The sequence below is a fragment of the Paraburkholderia mimosarum LMG 23256 = NBRC 106338 genome (genome assembly GCF_000739815.1).
Taxonomy (GTDB): Bacteria; Pseudomonadota; Gammaproteobacteria; order Burkholderiales; family Burkholderiaceae; genus Paraburkholderia; species Paraburkholderia mimosarum.
The window spans coordinates 85465-100642 of record NZ_BBJJ01000022.1 but is presented as its reverse complement, the minus strand read 5'-3'; the positions used below and the strand labels follow the sequence as shown (position 1 = coordinate 100642).

14 protein-coding genes are annotated in these 15178 nt (G+C 64.7%); 9 read left to right on the top strand and 5 right to left on the bottom strand.

Going from position 1 to position 15178, the window contains the following annotated elements:
* Positions 1 to 40: 40 nt before the first annotated feature.
* On the top strand, positions 41 to 1162 hold the full coding sequence (locus BMI01S_RS18060) for a malate/lactate/ureidoglycolate dehydrogenase (RefSeq protein WP_028231120.1): 1122 nt from the start codon (positions 41 to 43) through the stop codon (positions 1160 to 1162).
* 8 nt (positions 1163 to 1170) lie between these two features.
* Here the strand turns inward: BMI01S_RS18060 and BMI01S_RS18055 are convergent, their stop codons facing one another.
* Positions 1171 to 1575 (bottom strand): hypothetical protein, encoded by a 405-nt coding sequence (locus BMI01S_RS18055; protein ID WP_028231119.1) that lies wholly within the window; start codon positions 1573 to 1575, stop codon positions 1171 to 1173.
* Positions 1576 to 1694: 119 nt separating this feature from the next.
* Between BMI01S_RS18055 and BMI01S_RS18050 the strand changes: the two genes are divergently transcribed.
* The 4 genes from BMI01S_RS18050 to BMI01S_RS18035 all read left to right on the top strand — a co-directional run bounded on the left by BMI01S_RS18050 (position 1695) and on the right by BMI01S_RS18035 (position 6429).
* Complete coding sequence (locus BMI01S_RS18050; protein WP_028231118.1) at positions 1695 to 2621, top strand: LysR family transcriptional regulator; 927 nt, start codon at positions 1695 to 1697, stop codon at positions 2619 to 2621.
* A 137-nt stretch (positions 2622 to 2758) separates the two neighbouring features.
* The gene (locus tag BMI01S_RS18045) at positions 2759 to 3967 is read left to right on the top strand and encodes a YbfB/YjiJ family MFS transporter (protein ID WP_028231117.1); all 1209 of its coding nucleotides are present in this window, start codon (positions 2759 to 2761) and stop codon (positions 3965 to 3967) included.
* Positions 3964 to 5256, top strand: a complete 1293-nt coding sequence (locus BMI01S_RS18040; RefSeq protein ID WP_407669021.1) for an MFS transporter — start codon at positions 3964 to 3966, stop codon at positions 5254 to 5256. Before BMI01S_RS18045 ends, BMI01S_RS18040 begins: the two co-directional genes overlap by 4 nt.
* 72 nt (positions 5257 to 5328) lie before the next feature.
* A complete protein-coding gene (locus tag BMI01S_RS18035; protein ID WP_028231115.1) occupies positions 5329 to 6429 on the top strand; it encodes an NAD(P)H-dependent flavin oxidoreductase in 1101 nt (366 codons plus the stop codon).
* A 91-nt stretch (positions 6430 to 6520) separates the two neighbouring features.
* On the opposite strand, the gene BMI01S_RS18030 is transcribed toward BMI01S_RS18035, so the two are convergent.
* Positions 6521 to 6985 carry a RidA family protein gene (locus BMI01S_RS18030; RefSeq protein ID WP_028214941.1) on the bottom strand — a complete coding sequence of 155 codons (465 nt, stop codon included), beginning with the start codon at positions 6983 to 6985 and terminating at the stop codon, positions 6521 to 6523.
* A 172-nt stretch (positions 6986 to 7157) separates the two neighbouring features.
* Between BMI01S_RS18030 and BMI01S_RS18025 the strand changes: the two genes are divergently transcribed.
* From BMI01S_RS18025 to BMI01S_RS18015, 3 genes are all read left to right on the top strand, one after another.
* Positions 7158 to 8096, top strand: a complete 939-nt coding sequence (locus BMI01S_RS18025) for a LysR family transcriptional regulator (RefSeq protein ID WP_028214940.1) — start codon at positions 7158 to 7160, stop codon at positions 8094 to 8096.
* Between the two features lie 135 nt (positions 8097 to 8231).
* Positions 8232 to 9383, top strand: a complete 1152-nt coding sequence (locus BMI01S_RS18020) for an NHL repeat-containing protein (RefSeq protein WP_238328129.1) — start codon at positions 8232 to 8234, stop codon at positions 9381 to 9383.
* Positions 9384 to 9669: 286 nt separating this feature from the next.
* Positions 9670 to 9981 (top strand): high-potential iron-sulfur protein, encoded by a 312-nt coding sequence (locus tag BMI01S_RS18015; RefSeq protein WP_028214938.1) that lies wholly within the window; start codon positions 9670 to 9672, stop codon positions 9979 to 9981.
* Between the two features lie 148 nt (positions 9982 to 10129).
* Here BMI01S_RS18015 and BMI01S_RS18010 read toward each other — a convergent pair whose 3' ends face one another.
* From BMI01S_RS18010 to BMI01S_RS18000, 3 genes are all read right to left on the bottom strand, one after another.
* On the bottom strand, positions 10130 to 11515 hold the full coding sequence (locus tag BMI01S_RS18010; RefSeq protein ID WP_051381426.1) for a hypothetical protein: 1386 nt from the start codon (positions 11513 to 11515) through the stop codon (positions 10130 to 10132).
* A 201-nt stretch (positions 11516 to 11716) separates the two neighbouring features.
* On the bottom strand, positions 11717 to 12331 hold the full coding sequence (locus BMI01S_RS18005) for a c-type cytochrome (RefSeq protein WP_036021263.1): 615 nt from the start codon (positions 12329 to 12331) through the stop codon (positions 11717 to 11719).
* A 623-nt stretch (positions 12332 to 12954) separates the two neighbouring features.
* Positions 12955 to 14247 carry an NAD(P)/FAD-dependent oxidoreductase gene (locus tag BMI01S_RS18000; protein ID WP_028231113.1) on the bottom strand — a complete coding sequence of 431 codons (1293 nt, stop codon included), beginning with the start codon at positions 14245 to 14247 and terminating at the stop codon, positions 12955 to 12957.
* A 138-nt stretch (positions 14248 to 14385) separates the two neighbouring features.
* Between BMI01S_RS18000 and BMI01S_RS17995 the strand changes: the two genes are divergently transcribed.
* On the top strand, positions 14386 to 15057 hold the full coding sequence (locus BMI01S_RS17995; RefSeq protein ID WP_028231112.1) for a TetR/AcrR family transcriptional regulator: 672 nt from the start codon (positions 14386 to 14388) through the stop codon (positions 15055 to 15057).
* Positions 15058 to 15178: the final 121 nt, after the last annotated feature.

Sequence of the window (15178 nt, the reverse complement as noted above, 5' to 3'; positions counted from 1 at the left end):
GCCGCGCCGTTGCCGTATTGCCATGCACAAGGGGCGGAACATGTCGAATGCCACTGCTTCAAACGGTTCGCAAGTCGTCATCGAAGCGCGCGCGCTGCAGGCCTTCGTCGTCGCCATCTGGCGCGCGGCCGGCAGCGAGGCGCGCGAGGCCGCGCTGGTCGCCGACCACCTCGTCGAGGCCAATCTTGCCGGGCACGATTCGCACGGCGTAGGGATGATTCCTCGCTACGTGCTGGCATGCCGCGAAGGCGAACTGAAGCTGAACGCCCACGCGCAGATCGCACGCGATTCAGGCGCGGTGTTGACGATAGAAGCCGGGCGCGGTTTCGGTCAAGTCGTGGCGTTCGAAGCGATGGAGCACGGCATCGAGCGCGCGAAATCGCTTGGCGTGTGTGCGCTCGGGCTGCGCAACGCTCACCACATCGGGCGCATCGGGCACTGGGCGGAGCAATGTGCGCGCGCCGGTCTCGTGTCGTTCCACTTCGTCAACGTGGCGGGCGATCCGCTCGTCGCGCCGTTCGGCGGCATAGACCGTCGCTTCGGCACCAACCCGTTTTGCGCGGCGTTTCCGCTCGAAGGGCGCGCGCCGCTCGTGCTCGACTTCGCCACGAGCGCGATCGCCGCGGGCAAGGTGCGCGTGGCGTACAACAAAGGCGTGGACGTGCCGGCGGGGGCCTTGATCGACGGTGACGGCCGGCCCACGCGCGACCCCGGCGCGCTCTTCAGCGATACGCAGCATGGGGCGCTGCGGGCGTTCGGCGGCGACGTCGCGGGCCACAAGGGTTCGGGGCTCGCCGCGATGTGCGAGATTCTGGCGGGCGCGCTCTCGGGCGGCTTCACGACACGCGAGCAAACCATCGTTTCCACGCATGCCATCGTCAATTGCATGGTCTCGGTGATCGTCGATCCGGCGGCGTTCGACGCGCCGTCGCGCGAGCACGAGGCGCTGGCGTTTGTCGAATGGCTAAAGGCAACGCGGCGCGAGGCGGGCGTCGACGAGATCCTGCTGCCCGGCGAACGCGAGGACGCTACGCGCAAGGAGCGCCGGGCGCACGGCATTCCCGTGGATGCGACGAGCTGGGCGCAAATCGTCGATGCCGCTCGCATGGCGGGCGTGCCGGAGCCCGAGATCGTCGCCTTCGAGCGTAATCAGCTCAAGTGACGCCGGCGTCACTCGTCGCACTTCACCTCGTTCCTGGGTGCGACGATGATCACCGGGTAGGTGCCCCGATCGAGTTCGACGCGCACGACGATAGCGGTGGTAGCGGGGTCGCTGTCGTCGTACACGCTCACCTTCTCGTTCTTCAACAGCGTGACGCCCGTGCAGCCGGAAGCGTGGCTGTCGTCGTCGGCGACCTTGCATTGAATGTCGTTTTCCTTGAGGTAGCGGATCTTGTCGCGGTCCGGCGTGGCCAGGTAGTCGCGCACGCTTTGCGCCGAGCCTGCCACGCCCGTCACATAACCGATCGCGCAATCGCGCTTCGCGTTTGAATCGCCCGATGACGGTTGGGCGGTCGCGGGTACCGCCGACAAAGCAGTGAAAGCGAAGACGGACGAGAGGATGACACGCTTCATGAATGTTCTTTTGCCGCAAAAGTAGAACCATCAATTCTAGCGCGTCCGCGTATTCCGCTATGATCGACGCCCGATTCACCGACTGAAGCAGCCTCTAGCCAACCCGCGCCAAAAGTGAAATGGACCGTATAGACGCCATGAAGGTATTCGTCGCCACGCTGGACGAGGGGAGTCTAGCGGGCGCGGGCCGCCGGCTGGGCCGCTCGCCCGCGGCGGTGAGCCGGGCCATCGCGTTTCTGGAAGCGCACACGGGCACGCCGCTCTTGTACCGCACCACGCGCACGCTCCGGTTGAGCGAGGCGGGCGAGCGCTATGCGCTGGCGTGCCGGCGCATTCTTGCCGATCTCGAGGAAGCCGACCTGCTCGCCGCCGACGAGCGCTCCGCGCCGCGCGGGCTGCTCGGCGTGACGGCGGCGGTGGCCGTGGGCGAGGACGTGCTGCGCCCGCTGATCGAAGCGTTCATCGATCGCCATCCCGACGTGTCGATCCGCCTGCACCTGCTCGACCGGCCGGTGAGCCTCGTCGACGAGGGTATCGACGTGGCGCTGCGTATCGCGCATTTGCCCGACTCGACGCTCGTCGCCATTCCCGTGGGCGAAGTGAGGCGTGTGGTGGTCGCCTCGCCGGGATATCTGGCCACGCATGCGGCCATCGAGGCGCCCGCCGATCTCGCCAGCCACGCCATCATCTCGATGACGCATTTCGGGCTCGACTCGTGGAGCTTCCCGGCGGCGCGGCAAACGGCGCTGCCGCAAGTGGTGCAGTTCGCGCCGCGCTTCATCGTCAACACGATTCGCGCCGCGCTGGCTTCGGCCGTGGCGGGCCACGGCGTCACGCGGCTCTTTTCCTATCACGTGGCGGAGCAGGTCGAGGCCGGCGCGCTCCGGATCGTCCTGCGCGACAACGAGCATGCGCCGCTGCCCGTGAATCTCGTCACGCCGCATGGGCGCCTTTCGGTCCCCAAGGTGCGCAGTTTCGTCGACTTCGTCGCGCCACGGCTGCGCGAGTATTTCGAGCAGGCCCGGCGCATTACGGATGCCGATTGAATGCTTTTTATGCCCCACTCGATCGAATAGCGGAAGAATGACTTCCGCATGCCGTCGATTCTCTCGCCACGCGGCCTGAACTAGACTGACTCTCATCTTCAGCAGGTGCTTCATTGCCTCGGTTCAGGGGAGTCGTCATGCATCAAGCCGTCTCGCATCCAGCCGCGCCGGCGGCCTACAACGTCTGGCGGGGCACGCTCGCCGGGGCCAGCGCGAGCCTCATCGGCATCGGCCTCGCGCGGTTTGCCTATACGCCGCTCCTGCCTGCCATCATCGGCGCGCACTGGTTTCCTGCCTCGACTGCCGCCTACCTCGGCGCGGCGAATCTCGGCGGCTATCTGGCCGGCGCGCTGCTCGCGGGCGCGATGGTTCGCGCCATAAGACCCGCGACCGTGCTGCGCGCGATGATGCTGCTCGCGACCCTCGCATTCGTCGCCTGCGCGGTGCCGGTTTCGTTTCTGTGGTTCTTCGTCTGGCGGTTCGCCTCGGGCCTCTCCGGCGGGGCGCTGATGGTGCTCGCCGCGCCCACGATCCTCGCGCACGTTCCCGCGGCGCGCCGGGGCTTCGCGAGCGGCGGCATTTTCACCGGCATCGGCCTCGGCATCGCGGCCTCGGGCACGATCGTGCCGATCCTGTTGCGCCAGGGGCTCACGGCCACGTGGCTCGGGCTCGCCGCCGTTGCGCTCCTGCTCACCTTCGTCGTGTGGAACGGCTGGCCCGAACACGGCGCCCCGGCGCACGCCCATGCGCCGTCGCGCTTCGAAAACGCGCCGGTGTATCCCCGCGCGAAGCTGCGCGCGCTCTATGCCCAGTACGGGCTGAATGCCGTCGGGCTGGTGCCGCACATGATCTTCCTCGTCGATTTCGTGGCGCGCGGTCAGGGCCGCGGCGTCGTTGCGGGCGCTGAATTCTGGGTGCTGTACGGCATCGGCGCGATCGTCGGCCCGCTCGTAGCGGGGCACCTCGCTGATCGCGCGGGCTTCGGTCCGGCGTTGCGCGTGGCGTATCTGGTGCAAGCGGCGGCGGTCGCCATTCCCGCCGCCGGGTTCTTCGGCACGCCGGGCCTGATGGTCTCGGCGGTGCTGGTGGGCGCGTTCACGCCCGGCATCGTGCCGCTGGCGCTCGGCCGCGTGAACGAACTGCTCGCGCATCATCCGTCCGCGGTGAAGGACGCGTGGAGCCGAGCCACGACGAGCTTCGCCGTGATGCAGGCGGCCGCGGCCTATGGCTTGTCGTTCGTGTTCTCGTCGAGCGGCGGCAACTACCTCGTGCTGTTCGCGATCGGTGCGGCGGCGCTCGTGCTTGCGCTCTTTGTCGATCTCTTCTCCGCGCTGAGGGCCAGGTGAACCCCGCCGCCTCTTCCTCGACGGCTGCGCTGGGGCGGGCAGCGCCGCAGGCGCGCGGCTACGCCGAGCGCAATGTCCAGTACTGGCGGCGCAATCTCGTCGTCTGCGTGTTCGGTTCGTTCACGACGCTCGTGAGCCTCAGCATGCTGCTGCCGTTTCTGCCGCTCTACGTGCGCGAGCTCGGCGTGGGCTCGCAATCGGCCGTCATTCAGTGGTCGGGCATCGCGTTTGGCGCGACCTTTCTCGGCACGGCGCTCACCGCGCCGCTATGGGGGCGGCTTGCGGACCGTTATGGGCGCAAGCCCATGCTCGTGCGCGCGGCCATCGGCATGGCCGTGGTGATGTCCCTGATCGGCGTGGCGCACAATGTGTATGAGCTCGTCGCGCTGCGTCTGATCGCCGGCCTCGTGGGTGGCTACGCGTCGGCCTCCACCGTGATGGTCGGCACCCAGGCGCCGCGCGAGCGTGCGGGCTGGGCGCTCGGCATACTTTCGACCGGCGCGCTCGCGGGCAATCTCATCGGCCCGCTGGTGGGCGGCGTGCTGCCCGGCTGGATCGGCATCCGCGGCACTTTTTTCGCGGGCGGCGCGATGATCGCCGTGGCGGCGCTGCTGACCATCTTCGTGGTGAAGGAAGAGTTTCATCCGGAAAGCGACGCGAAACCGCACGCACGCAACGCCGCGGCCGGTTCGGGCAGTGGCGCGCGCCGGCCCGACTATGCGGTGGTGGCCGCGCTGCTCGTGACCGCGATGATGGTGCTGCTCGCCAACATGTCGATCGAACCCGTCATCACGGTTTATATCGGCAACCTGGGCGTGGGTGCCGGACAGCTCGCGCGCCTGGCGGGCGTGGTCATGGCATGCTCGGCGCTTGGCAGCATGCTCACGGCGGCGCGCCTGGGCGCACTGGCCGACCGCTTCGGGAGCTGGCGCGTGATCGTCGCCTGCCTCGTGCTCACGGGGCTTGCGATGGTGCCGCAAGCCTTCGTTACGCAGTGGTGGCAGCTCGCGGTCCTGCGCGTGGTGATGGGCATGACGCTCGCGGGCCTCTTGCCTTCCATCGGCAAGCTCGCGCGGCAATCGGTGGACGAAAGCAGCACGGGCCGCATGCTCGGCTATCTGCAATCGGCGCAATTCAGCGGGCAGGTGGTGGGCCCGGTGATCGGCGGCGTGATCGGCGTTCACTTCGGCCTGCACGCCGTGTTTTTCGCCACCGGCGCGCTGCTGATCGCTTGCGGCGGACTCGCGCGCTGGGCGCAGCGTCGCGCCCGAGTCCCGCTCGAGCCTTGATTGAATCATTGATTGGAGCCTGCCAGGCTGGCGGCCACGTTCTCACTCGAACGCATCCGGAGGGAAAGCAACATGAGCACTCAAGCGGACGACCGGGCATTGCTGCGCTCGCTCGGCATTCAGAAGCCGATCATTCAGGCGCCCATGGCGGGCACCACCACGCCGGCGCTGGCCGCCGCCGTGTCGAACGCCGGTGCGCTCGGCTCGCTGGGCGTGGCCGCGATGAGCGCGGAGAACGCGCGCAAGGCCATTCATCAGACGCGCGAGCTGACGGCGAAACCGTTCAACGTCAACGTGTTCTGCCATCGCCCGGCCACGCCCGACGCGGCCGTGGAGCGTGCGTGGCTCGACTGGCTCGAGCCGGTGTTCCGGCAATACGGCGCGACGCCGCCACAGTCGCTTACCGAGATCTACACGAGCTTCGTCGCGGACAAGGCCATGCAAAGCATGCTGCTGCAAGAAAAGCCGGCGATCGTGAGCTTTCATTTCGGCCTGCCGCCCGATGCGGTGATCGCCGAACTCAAACACGCGGGCATCCGTTTGCTTGCGAGCGCAACGAATCTCGACGAAGCGGCCGCGGCGGTCGAGGCGGGTGTGGATGCGATCGTCGCGCAGGGCGTCGAGGCGGGCGGCCATCGCGGTGTGTTCGATCAGCAGGCGCGCGACGATGGCCTCGGCACCTTCGCGCTCACGCGCCTCCTCGTGAGCGAATTCGATGTGCCCGTGATCGCGGCGGGCGGCATCATGGACGGCGCGGGCATCGCCGCCGCGCTCGCGCTGGGCGCGCAGGCGGCGCAACTGGGCACGGCGTTCGTGGCCTGCCCGGAGTCCGCCGCCGACGAAGGCTACCGCGCCGCCCTGCTCGGCGACGCGGCGCGCCACACCACCTTCACCGCGGCTATCTCGGGCCGCGTGGCGCGCAGCCTCGTCAACCGTTTCACCGCGCTAGGCGAGGATCCGAACGCCCCGCGCATTCCGTCGTATCCGATCACCTACGATGCGGGCAAGTCGCTCAATGCGGCCGCGAAGGCCAAAGGCGAATTCGGCTACGGCGCGCAATGGGCGGGGCAGGCGGCACCGCTTGCGCGAGCGCTGCCCGCCGCCGAGCTGGTGGCGCAACTGGAGCGCGAAACGCGTGAGAGCATCGCGCGCTTGCAGTCCGTGTGGGGTTGAACGGTACTTAACGACGGCAAGCGCGAATGAGCACATCGGCACGCACTGGCCATGCGTGCCGATGTTGCGTTGAGCCGCGGGAAAGGCTGGGTCACACGGGCAGGATCTGGGCGATCACGACGAGTTCGACGGCCAGATTCACGGGCAGTTGCGAATGCGAGAACGCGGAGCGTGCGTGTCCCGCCTTTTCGCCGAGCACGGCCGCGAAGAGATCCGATGCGCCGTCCAGCACGCCGGCCTGGTTGTGGAAGCCCTCGGCGCTGCTCACATGGCCCTCCACGCGCACGATGTGGTGCAGGCGCTCGAAGCCGCCCAGGTGGCGCTTGATCTGCGCGAGCACGTTGAGCGCGGCGAGCTGCGCGGCCTGCTGGCCTTCTTCGAGCGTCAGCTGTTCGCCCACGCGCCCGGTCCAGCGCGGCTTGCCGTCCACAATCGGCACCTGGCCCGAAATGAAGAGCAAATCGCCTGCCTCGGAAACGGCCGTGTAGTTGCCGAGCGGTTGCGGCGCGGCGGGCAGGGTGAGGCCGAGATCGGCAAGTTTTTGTTCGACGGACACGATGTTCTCCTTGAGCGGTGATGGCGTGGCGCGCCATGCGCCTCATGCCTGATGCACACTCTAGGCAGACGCGCGAAGGCGGTAAATATCAGCGGCACAATTCATTGGCAACGCGGTGTAATGAATCGAGCACGGCAGTTGCGTGTCACGAAAGGCGCGAGAGCGATCAGCCATGCAACGAAAATTCGACGACCTGCTGCTCGGCAGCATCGAACTCTTTTGCCTCGCGGCGGAACTGGGCAGCTTCACGCTGGCGGCGAATGCGGCGAGCGTCACGCCCGCCGCGGTGAGCCGTTCCGTAGCGCGGCTCGAAGAGCGGCTCGGCGTGCGCCTCTTCGTGCGCACCACGCGCCAGATACGCCTGACCGACGCGGGGCGGCGCTATTTCGAGCAATGCCGCCAGGCCCTGTCGCAGCTCGTGGACGCCGAGCGCGAAGTCACCGGCGAGCAAACCACGCCGGCCGGCGTGCTGCGCATCAGCATGCCCACGCCTTATGGACACTACCGCGTGCTGCCGCTGCTGCCCGCGTTTCGTGAGCGCTATCCGCAGGTGCAGGTCGAGACGCACCTGAGCAACCGCAACATCGACTTCGCCGATGAAGGTTTCGACCTTGCGATACGCGGTCGCGCGCCCGCAGATTCCAACCTCGTGGCGCGCAAGCTGGAAGACGCGGAAATGGTGGTGGTGGCAACGCCGGGATATCTGAAACGCGCGGGCGTGCCGAAGACCGTGGCGGATCTCCAGTCGCACGACTGCATACAGTTCGAAATGCCGAGCAGTGGCCGCCACCTCGCGTGGATCTTCGAAGGGTCGAACGAAGACGGCGATGTGCTCACTAGAGGAGGTTACGGAACCTCGGGCGACGCGCTCGCCGGCGTGACACTCGCGCGCGCCGGTGCGGGGCTTTTTCAGACGTATCGCTTCGTGGTCGAGGACGATCTGCGCGAGGGTCGCCTCGTGGAGGTGCTGCGCGACGTGGGCGGGCGCACGCGGCCGTTCATTCTGCTGTATCCGCACGCGCGTTATCTGACGTCGCGCGTGCGCGCTTTCGTCGATTTTCTGGTGGGGCAGTTGGCGGCGGCGCCCGCGCCGCGCAAGCGTGCGCGCTGATGGCGCGCCAAGGAGGGAATAGCCGCCTTCGTGGTTCGTTTATGCAGGACGCGGGGCGCGCGAAGCATGGTGGCTCCACTGGCCGCGCGACGGGTCCAGGCTCGCTGGACCGTCCCCGCTAGAAGGAGGTGTCAGATGAAAGCTTCGCCTTCGTTGTCTGCATGTCGTTCATCCGTCTGCCTGGATGCCGCGGTCCTCGCGCCGCGCGTGTCCCGTTGCCTGCGCGAGCTGGCGTTGGGTGCGGGGCTCCTCGCCGCAACGCTGGGAAGCGCCTGGGCCAGCGGTCCCGAATCGATCCTGCCGCCGCAGTTCGCGACTTCATCGACCGTGCCGGCCAACGGCGATGTCAATCCCTATGGCATCGCGTTCGTACCGGCTGGCGTGCCCTCATGGAGCACGCTCAAGCCCGGCGATGTCGTGGTGTCCAACTTCAATGCGCAATCGAATCTGCAAGGCACCGGTACGACGATCGTGAAGATCGTCCCCAACAGCAGTCCGGTGACCTTTTTTGCGGGGCACAACCTCGGTCTCACCACGGCCCTCGCCGTGCTGGGCAACGGCTTCGTGCTGGTGGGCAACGTGCCGACCACCGATGGCAAGAACGTCGTCGCGCCGGGCTCGCTTCTCGTCATCAATCCGCAAGGGCACCTCGTCAGGGAGCTGAAGGACTCGCATCTGCTGGACGGACCATGGGATCTCGCCGTGATCGACGGCGGCCAGGTCGTGAAGGTCTTCGTGTCGGACGTGCTGAATGGCAAGGTGGCACGAATCGATCTGGCGATCGGCGAGAACGGCGTGACGGAACTGCCGACCTCGACGATCATCGCTTCGGGCTACCAGCATCGCACCGACCCGGCTGCGCTCGTCGTCGGCCCGACGGGGCTTGCGTACGACGCGCTCCACGATGTGCTCTACGTCGCCTCGACGGGCGACAACGCGGTGTTCGCGATTTACGGTGCGGCGGGTGCGAGTCATAGCGCCGGCGTAGGGCGGATGATCTATCAGGACAACACCCACCTGCATGGGCCACTCGCGCTTGCGCTTGCGCCCAACGGGCATCTCGTCACCGCCAACGGGGACGCCGTGAACGCCGACCCGCAGCAGCCCAGCGAAATCGTCGAATTCACCGTGGATGGGCAATTCGTCGCGCAGCTGTCGGTCGACCCCGCGCCGGGTTCCGCGTTCGGACTCGCATTCGGCATGGACAGCCAGCATCACCTGCAATTTGCCGCCGTGGACGACAGCACCAATTCGGCGACGGTCTGGACGTTGCGCACGGGTAATTGACGAGCCGCCAGGCAATGGACTTTTACACGAGACAAGGGAGATCGAGAGACGGCCAGCCTTCTGCGTCTCGTGTCCTGTGCCTGCCATCGGCGAAACGGTCGCATACACGGTCGGCATGCCGTCGTATGCGGATGGCGGCCGGGCTCGCCGCAGGATCATTGACGCAAATCAATCGCGCCCGGGTTGCCGTCCCAATAATGGTGAAACTGCCGCGGTCCGCGTCGCCAATGCCTCGCGCGAGCCGTTTCCTCGCATCAGTATTTCCCCTGGTAAAAAGGAGTGCATGATGCAAGTCTCACGCCGTCACTTCATTATTGTCGCCGCCTCTCTGGCGTCTGCGTCGGTGCTCCAAACCGAGTCGCGCGCGGCTTCCGCGGAAGTCTCCGAGAACGACCCCACGGCCCAAACCCTCGGCTACAAAGCCGACGCCGCGACCGTCGACACCACCAGGTACCCGAAGTATCAGGCAGGGCAAGCCTGCGCCAATTGTCAGCTCTATCAGGGAAAGCCCGGCGATACGTCCGGACCTTGCCCGCTGTTTGCCGGCAAACTGGTCAGCGCCAAGGGTTGGTGCAGTGCGTACGTCAAGAAGGCCTGAACGGCGCTTAAGGGCGTGGATAGCGGACCTGGATTCAGGTCCACCTCACGCAAGCGCCGGATAACGCTGACTCCCGACTGACTCCCGCCACGCGGCCATCAAAGCCATGTTTTTGCGGGCCTCGCGGCGTGCCGACGCGCAACCCGTTTCACCACGACGCAGCCCACACATAGAGAAACAGTGTGTCGTTGGACCTTGCGTTGCGTCCGTTACCATCGTAGTTGGTGGTCGCGCCAAGGTATTTGGTGAAATGTGTGTACTGCAAGCCAATGCGCACGTATTGCACCGGGATCCAGAAAATCTCGGGTGTCCAGCCTTGCGTATTCGGTGAAAAATTCGCGCTGCCGGCGTAAGCGACACTATCGGAACTGCCCGTCGTATTGAAGAAGGAAAGGCTTACGCCGTATTTGTTCTGGTAGATGTACGACGCCTTGAGCCGCAGGCTGTTCAAATTCCCCGACGTGCTGTCGCCGAGAACGAAATTGTTCGGATCGTGAATGTTCTCTTTGACATAGAGCGCCTGCGCGGTAATCGTATGCGGGTCGAGAATGTACTCATACTGGGCGTCCGCGCCAATATCCCGATAGCGGGTTACGCCCTGCACGAATATCGGGAATGAGTTTGCATCGTTGGGATAGACCTCCACGCTTAACCCGAACGCGCCTAGCATGACGCTATGCGGGCCCCATTCGTGGGTTAAGGCGATTCTCGCGTAAGGGTTGTACCCGCGCAGATAGATCTGCGGGTGAGCCGGATCGCCCGCACTGTTGCCATGGCTCAGGAAGGACCAGATGCCATCGGCCGTTTTGTACGCCGTCAATTCGGCGTAGATCGTCTTGTTCCAATACAGGTAGCCGCCCAGGCCAACGACCTGTTGGGCCAATGCGCCATCGATGATCGGCAGGTTCTGAATGCGGGCGACCGGACTGATCGTCGAAGAAACGTAGGGATAGCTCCATGCAGGCGCGCTATTCCAGACGTCCTGCACGGTCGGATTGTTGTGCAGGGTCAGGCCGAGTACCAGGTCGCTGGTGTCGCCTATGATGCTGTCGACAAAACGGAAATCGGTGTTGTCCGATCCCCAGCGCCCCTGCCACTTGCCGTCGCCGTTCTGGTGATCGTAATTCGAGTACGTGAACTGGGCGAATCCGCCGATATGATCGGTAATTTTCCCTGCGAGGAAAATACTGGCCGCATCGAAGATCGGAAGGCCGTTTTTTGGATTGATGGGCGCCCCGTTGGAGTCAACGTTGTTCCTTGTGTTACTCATATCGACCGTCGCCATTGCCGCTAGCGGAATCGTGCGCTTTCCAAGGGTATAGCCGTTCAACTTGAACCAGCGACCATAGGGTGTCAGTTCAGGAAATTGCCCGCCCGCGTGACATGCCACGCAACTTTGCCCCGTCTGCCGCGCGAATATGGGCAACGCGTGGACCACAGAGGCCTGGAACAGGCAAAGCGCCGCCAGTACAGCGGTAGAGGCGCGACGAAACAGGCCCCAGCATGCTCGGTCGCGCGCAAGCGCCGAATTCATGATCGTTTCTCCCTCTGCGGTGTCGCACCGCATCGCACCATTCCTTAAGGAAACCTTAAGACTGCAGGAAACGAAGGTGAATCATCAGCCAACGTGAATCTTGCTGCGCCCTGCCGGTGAAGCATTGACGGAGATCAGCTGATCAGTTGACGGACGGAAAGGCCTTTCCGCAGTCCCCCGGCCCGCAAAGCGGAGGAAATCTCATCTGGATTGCAGATAGACGGCCACGGCCTTTGCCTGTTCGTCGTTCAAGGTGTGCGCCACTGCGCTCATCACGGGCGCATTCCCACGCGTGCCATTTTTGAAAACTTCGATCTGATGAAACAGATATTCCTTGTGCTGCCCGGCCAGCCGCGGGAATGTGCCAGCCCCCTGGCCCTGTGCGCCATGGCATGTCGCGCAAGCCGGCACGCCCTTATCCGGCACGCCGTGCTCGAAGATTTCCTGCCCCTTGGCCGTCAGGGCGGCGTCGCCGCTCGCGCCTCGCGTTGCCGGCTGGCGCGAGAAATAGGCGGCCAGCGATTTGACCGCGGCTTCATCCAGCAGTGCAGCCATGCCCCACATGTAATCGCGGGCTGTGTTTTCGCCACGCGCGTGCTCGCGGAATCCCTTCAATTGGGCTTCAATGTATTCGGGTGTCTGCGCATTGAGCTTAGGAAACATCGGCGATTCGCTGCGCCCGCCTACACCGTGGCAGCCGGAACAAATCTGCATGGCGATGCGCGCGCCATCCTCGCTTTGCGCGAGGGCCGGCGTCGCGATGAGGCCAGCGGCGACAAATAACGCAATGACGGGCGTTCCTGGACCGAGGATCATTTTTTATCAGCGTCGTCGTCAAGTCGAACGGAGGGAAGATCTCAACCGGTGCAGGCAGCATAGGATATTTTCGCGTTCAACGCGGAGGGAAAATTGAAGGGGGATGTGTTTTGCCACACATGCGAACGGTGCACCCGAGCAGCGAGTCCCGGGTTTTTCGACCACGCTCGGGGCGGTCCGTGAAGCGCTTTGGCGTGACCGCCCCTCCAAACAGGGTTCAGCCTGTTCGTTTTCGCGGCGCATGGCCGTTGTTCCTTTCACTACGCTAGCAGCAATGACGAGATCCGCTTTTCAGCTAACTCGATACTAGTTAGCGCAACGGGCAAGACAGGCGTAGAGCGTCAGAGCAAGTGCGACTGGCGCCACAGTTTTGCGACTGATCGTCAGAGTTGGCGCGAGTGCCCTACGCTCTTACGAATGCTCGCCCCGGCGATTGCCGTGGGGCCGGTATGCCAGTCGAACCGGAAGCGTCAGACGATGGTCGATGTACGCACTTCCATGCATCGGGTCGGCGCCTGAGCAAATTCACCCACCCGCATCGTCGGTCCGAGTGCGGCCAGCTTGAGTCGTTCGCACAAGATTTGCACACGTCCCTTGCACACCTGTCAAGCGACAGGTGGCGTTCAGCTCAGCCGTATCTTCGGCTGCACGAGGCCGTTGATCTGCTCGGCGGTCCACAGCATCATGGCCTTGCCAAAACCGTGCAAAGCCTGCTGATGTTGCCGGTAGAGCATGGCGTGACTGAACTGCGCGAATCGGCCCTTGATGAATCCGCCACGGAAGAACCCGAACTGCCCGAGCGTCCCAAAGGCGTTGTAGTCGCTCAGCGATACCAGCGCGCCGAAGTCGTGAAATGCAAAGTCGGGCAATGAGCCGCCGCCTAGCCAGCCCGGCAAGTGCCTGGCGAGATGTTGTGCCTGCTGCGTGGCGACTTGCGCCGTGGGTGCGAGAGGACGTTCATTGCCGGCGAGCGTCAACGTCGCGCAATCGCCGATCGCGAACAGTGTGTCGTCGTCCTGCGCCTGCAGGGTTGGCCTGACGGCGATCTGATTGGAACGATTGATCTCGATCCCATCCAGTTTGCTTAGAAAATCAGGGGCCTTGACGCCCGCCGCCCACACCATCAAATCCGCCGGTCGGTGGCTGCCATCGCCCAACCGGAGTCCATCGGGTTCGGCGGCGGTCACTCGCGTGCCGGTTCGCACCGTGAAACCAATATGCCGTAACTGTGCCTCACTGGACTCCGACACCGCCGGCGGAAACGCGGCCAGTACGCGCGGTGCGCTTTCATAAAGGGTGAGGTTCAGACGTGAGCGGATGCCGGGGTCGCCGTAACTCGACGCCACTTCGAGCAAGCGGCTCAATTCCGCTGCCAGTTCGACGCCAGTCGCTCCGGCGCCGACGATCGACACGCGCAACGCGCTATTCGTCACAACACTCTGGAATATGCGGATTCGCAATGCTTCGTTGAAGACCTCAGCCTGTGCCTGGCTGTCAATGAAATGGCAATGATCGAGGATGCCTGGGGTGCTGAAGTCGTTGGCGCGACTGCCTAACGCAAGAATCAGTACATCGTATTCGACGGTGCGCGGGCCGATCACAATTTCACCCGACTTCGAACGCAGCGCAGCCAGCTTTACGATTCGCGCATTGCGGTCCAGGCCTTCCATCTCGCCTGGCTGATAGTTGAAGCCGTGGTCGCGAGCGTGGGCGAGATAGATGACCTGCTGTTGCTGGACATCGCGCGTGCCCGCCGCGATCGTGTGCAGCATGGGCTTCCAGATGTGGGTTGCGCTTTTGTCGATCAACGTGACCTGAGCGCGGCCGCTGCGGCCAAGCGTGTTGCCCAGTCTGGTCGCGAGCAGAAGTCCAGCGATACCGCCGCCGACGATGACGATCCGGGTGGTCTGGCGCATGGGTGAATATTCTACGAGTGATGAATTAATGCGATACTAAGGTTTCGAAGGGTTCATGTCAAATCGGTGCCGCTGCTATTCGCGGTGCGGCACCCGTTAAAATTCTTAGTTTTCCTTGAACACGATCTACCGTCGCCGATGAAACACCCTCACGATCAAACCCAGTGCGCCACGACGACTCCCACGCCCCGTCGGTCGCGCGGCCGCCCAGTGTGCAGCGACGCGGGTGGCGCCGACGCATTGCTTCGCACTGCCCGAGGGGCGTTCGCGAGGAGCGGCTATGAGGCGACGAGCGTGCGCGAAATCGCCAGGGCGTCGGGTGTCGACCCCGCGCTGGTCGCGCATCACTACGGCTCGAAGGAAGCGCTGTGGATTGCCGTGGTGGACCAGATTGCCGACGAAGTGGCTCCCATGGTCGCGAAGACCGCCGCCTTGCGGGAGATTTCAGGTCCAGGACCGCGAGCGCGCGTCGAGGGCGCCGTGTCGATCCTGATCGACCAGGTGTTTCTGACGCCAGACGTTGGCATGTTTTTTTCGACTGCCGCAACCGAAACTGGAGAGCGCCTTAACCTGCTGATCGAACGGGTGGTGCGGCCGTTTCATGATGTGTTCGTGCCGTTGCTCATCGATGCGATCGACGCAGGTGAGATTTCGCGGCAAGATCCCGACATCATGTTCACGATGCTCGCCAATGGCATCAGCAAAACTGTCGCCTATAGCCATGTACTGAGTCCGTTCTCTTCCTTACCGCGGCGTCCCAAGGCATTCAAACGCGCCGTTCTGACGACGGCTTTAGCCATGCTCGGCTGAACCGCTGCGACCGGGTCTGCGGTCGGCGCGACGCCGCCGGGCAAAACCCGGCTCTTCAGAAAACCCGTTGAGCACGGCTACCCGATGGTCCCCCCGGACAGGACGCGGCGCCGCTTCCCAC

Bases quoted from the DNA above. Each gene is read 5' to 3' on its own strand.
- BMI01S_RS18060 (WP_028231120.1), top strand. From the start codon at position 41: ATGTCGAATGCCACTGCTTCAAACGGTTCGCAAGTCGTCATCGAAGCG.
- BMI01S_RS18055 (WP_028231119.1), bottom strand. From the start codon at position 1,575: ATGAAGCGTGTCATCCTCTCGTCCGTCTTCGCTTTCACTGCTTTGTCG.
- BMI01S_RS18050 (WP_028231118.1), top strand. From the start codon at position 1,695: ATGGACCGTATAGACGCCATGAAGGTATTCGTCGCCACGCTGGACGAG.
- BMI01S_RS18045 (WP_028231117.1), top strand. From the start codon at position 2,759: ATGCATCAAGCCGTCTCGCATCCAGCCGCGCCGGCGGCCTACAACGTC.
- BMI01S_RS18035 (WP_028231115.1), top strand. From the start codon at position 5,329: ATGAGCACTCAAGCGGACGACCGGGCATTGCTGCGCTCGCTCGGCATT.
- BMI01S_RS18025 (WP_028214940.1), top strand. From the start codon at position 7,158: ATGCAACGAAAATTCGACGACCTGCTGCTCGGCAGCATCGAACTCTTT.
- BMI01S_RS18020 (WP_238328129.1), top strand. From the start codon at position 8,232: ATGAAAGCTTCGCCTTCGTTGTCTGCATGTCGTTCATCCGTCTGCCTG.
- BMI01S_RS18015 (WP_028214938.1), top strand. From the start codon at position 9,670: ATGCAAGTCTCACGCCGTCACTTCATTATTGTCGCCGCCTCTCTGGCG.
- BMI01S_RS18010 (WP_051381426.1), bottom strand. From the start codon at position 11,515: ATGAATTCGGCGCTTGCGCGCGACCGAGCATGCTGGGGCCTGTTTCGT.
- BMI01S_RS18005 (WP_036021263.1), bottom strand. From the start codon at position 12,331: ATGATCCTCGGTCCAGGAACGCCCGTCATTGCGTTATTTGTCGCCGCT.
- BMI01S_RS18000 (WP_028231113.1), bottom strand. From the start codon at position 14,247: ATGCGCCAGACCACCCGGATCGTCATCGTCGGCGGCGGTATCGCTGGA.
- BMI01S_RS17995 (WP_028231112.1), top strand. From the start codon at position 14,386: ATGAAACACCCTCACGATCAAACCCAGTGCGCCACGACGACTCCCACG.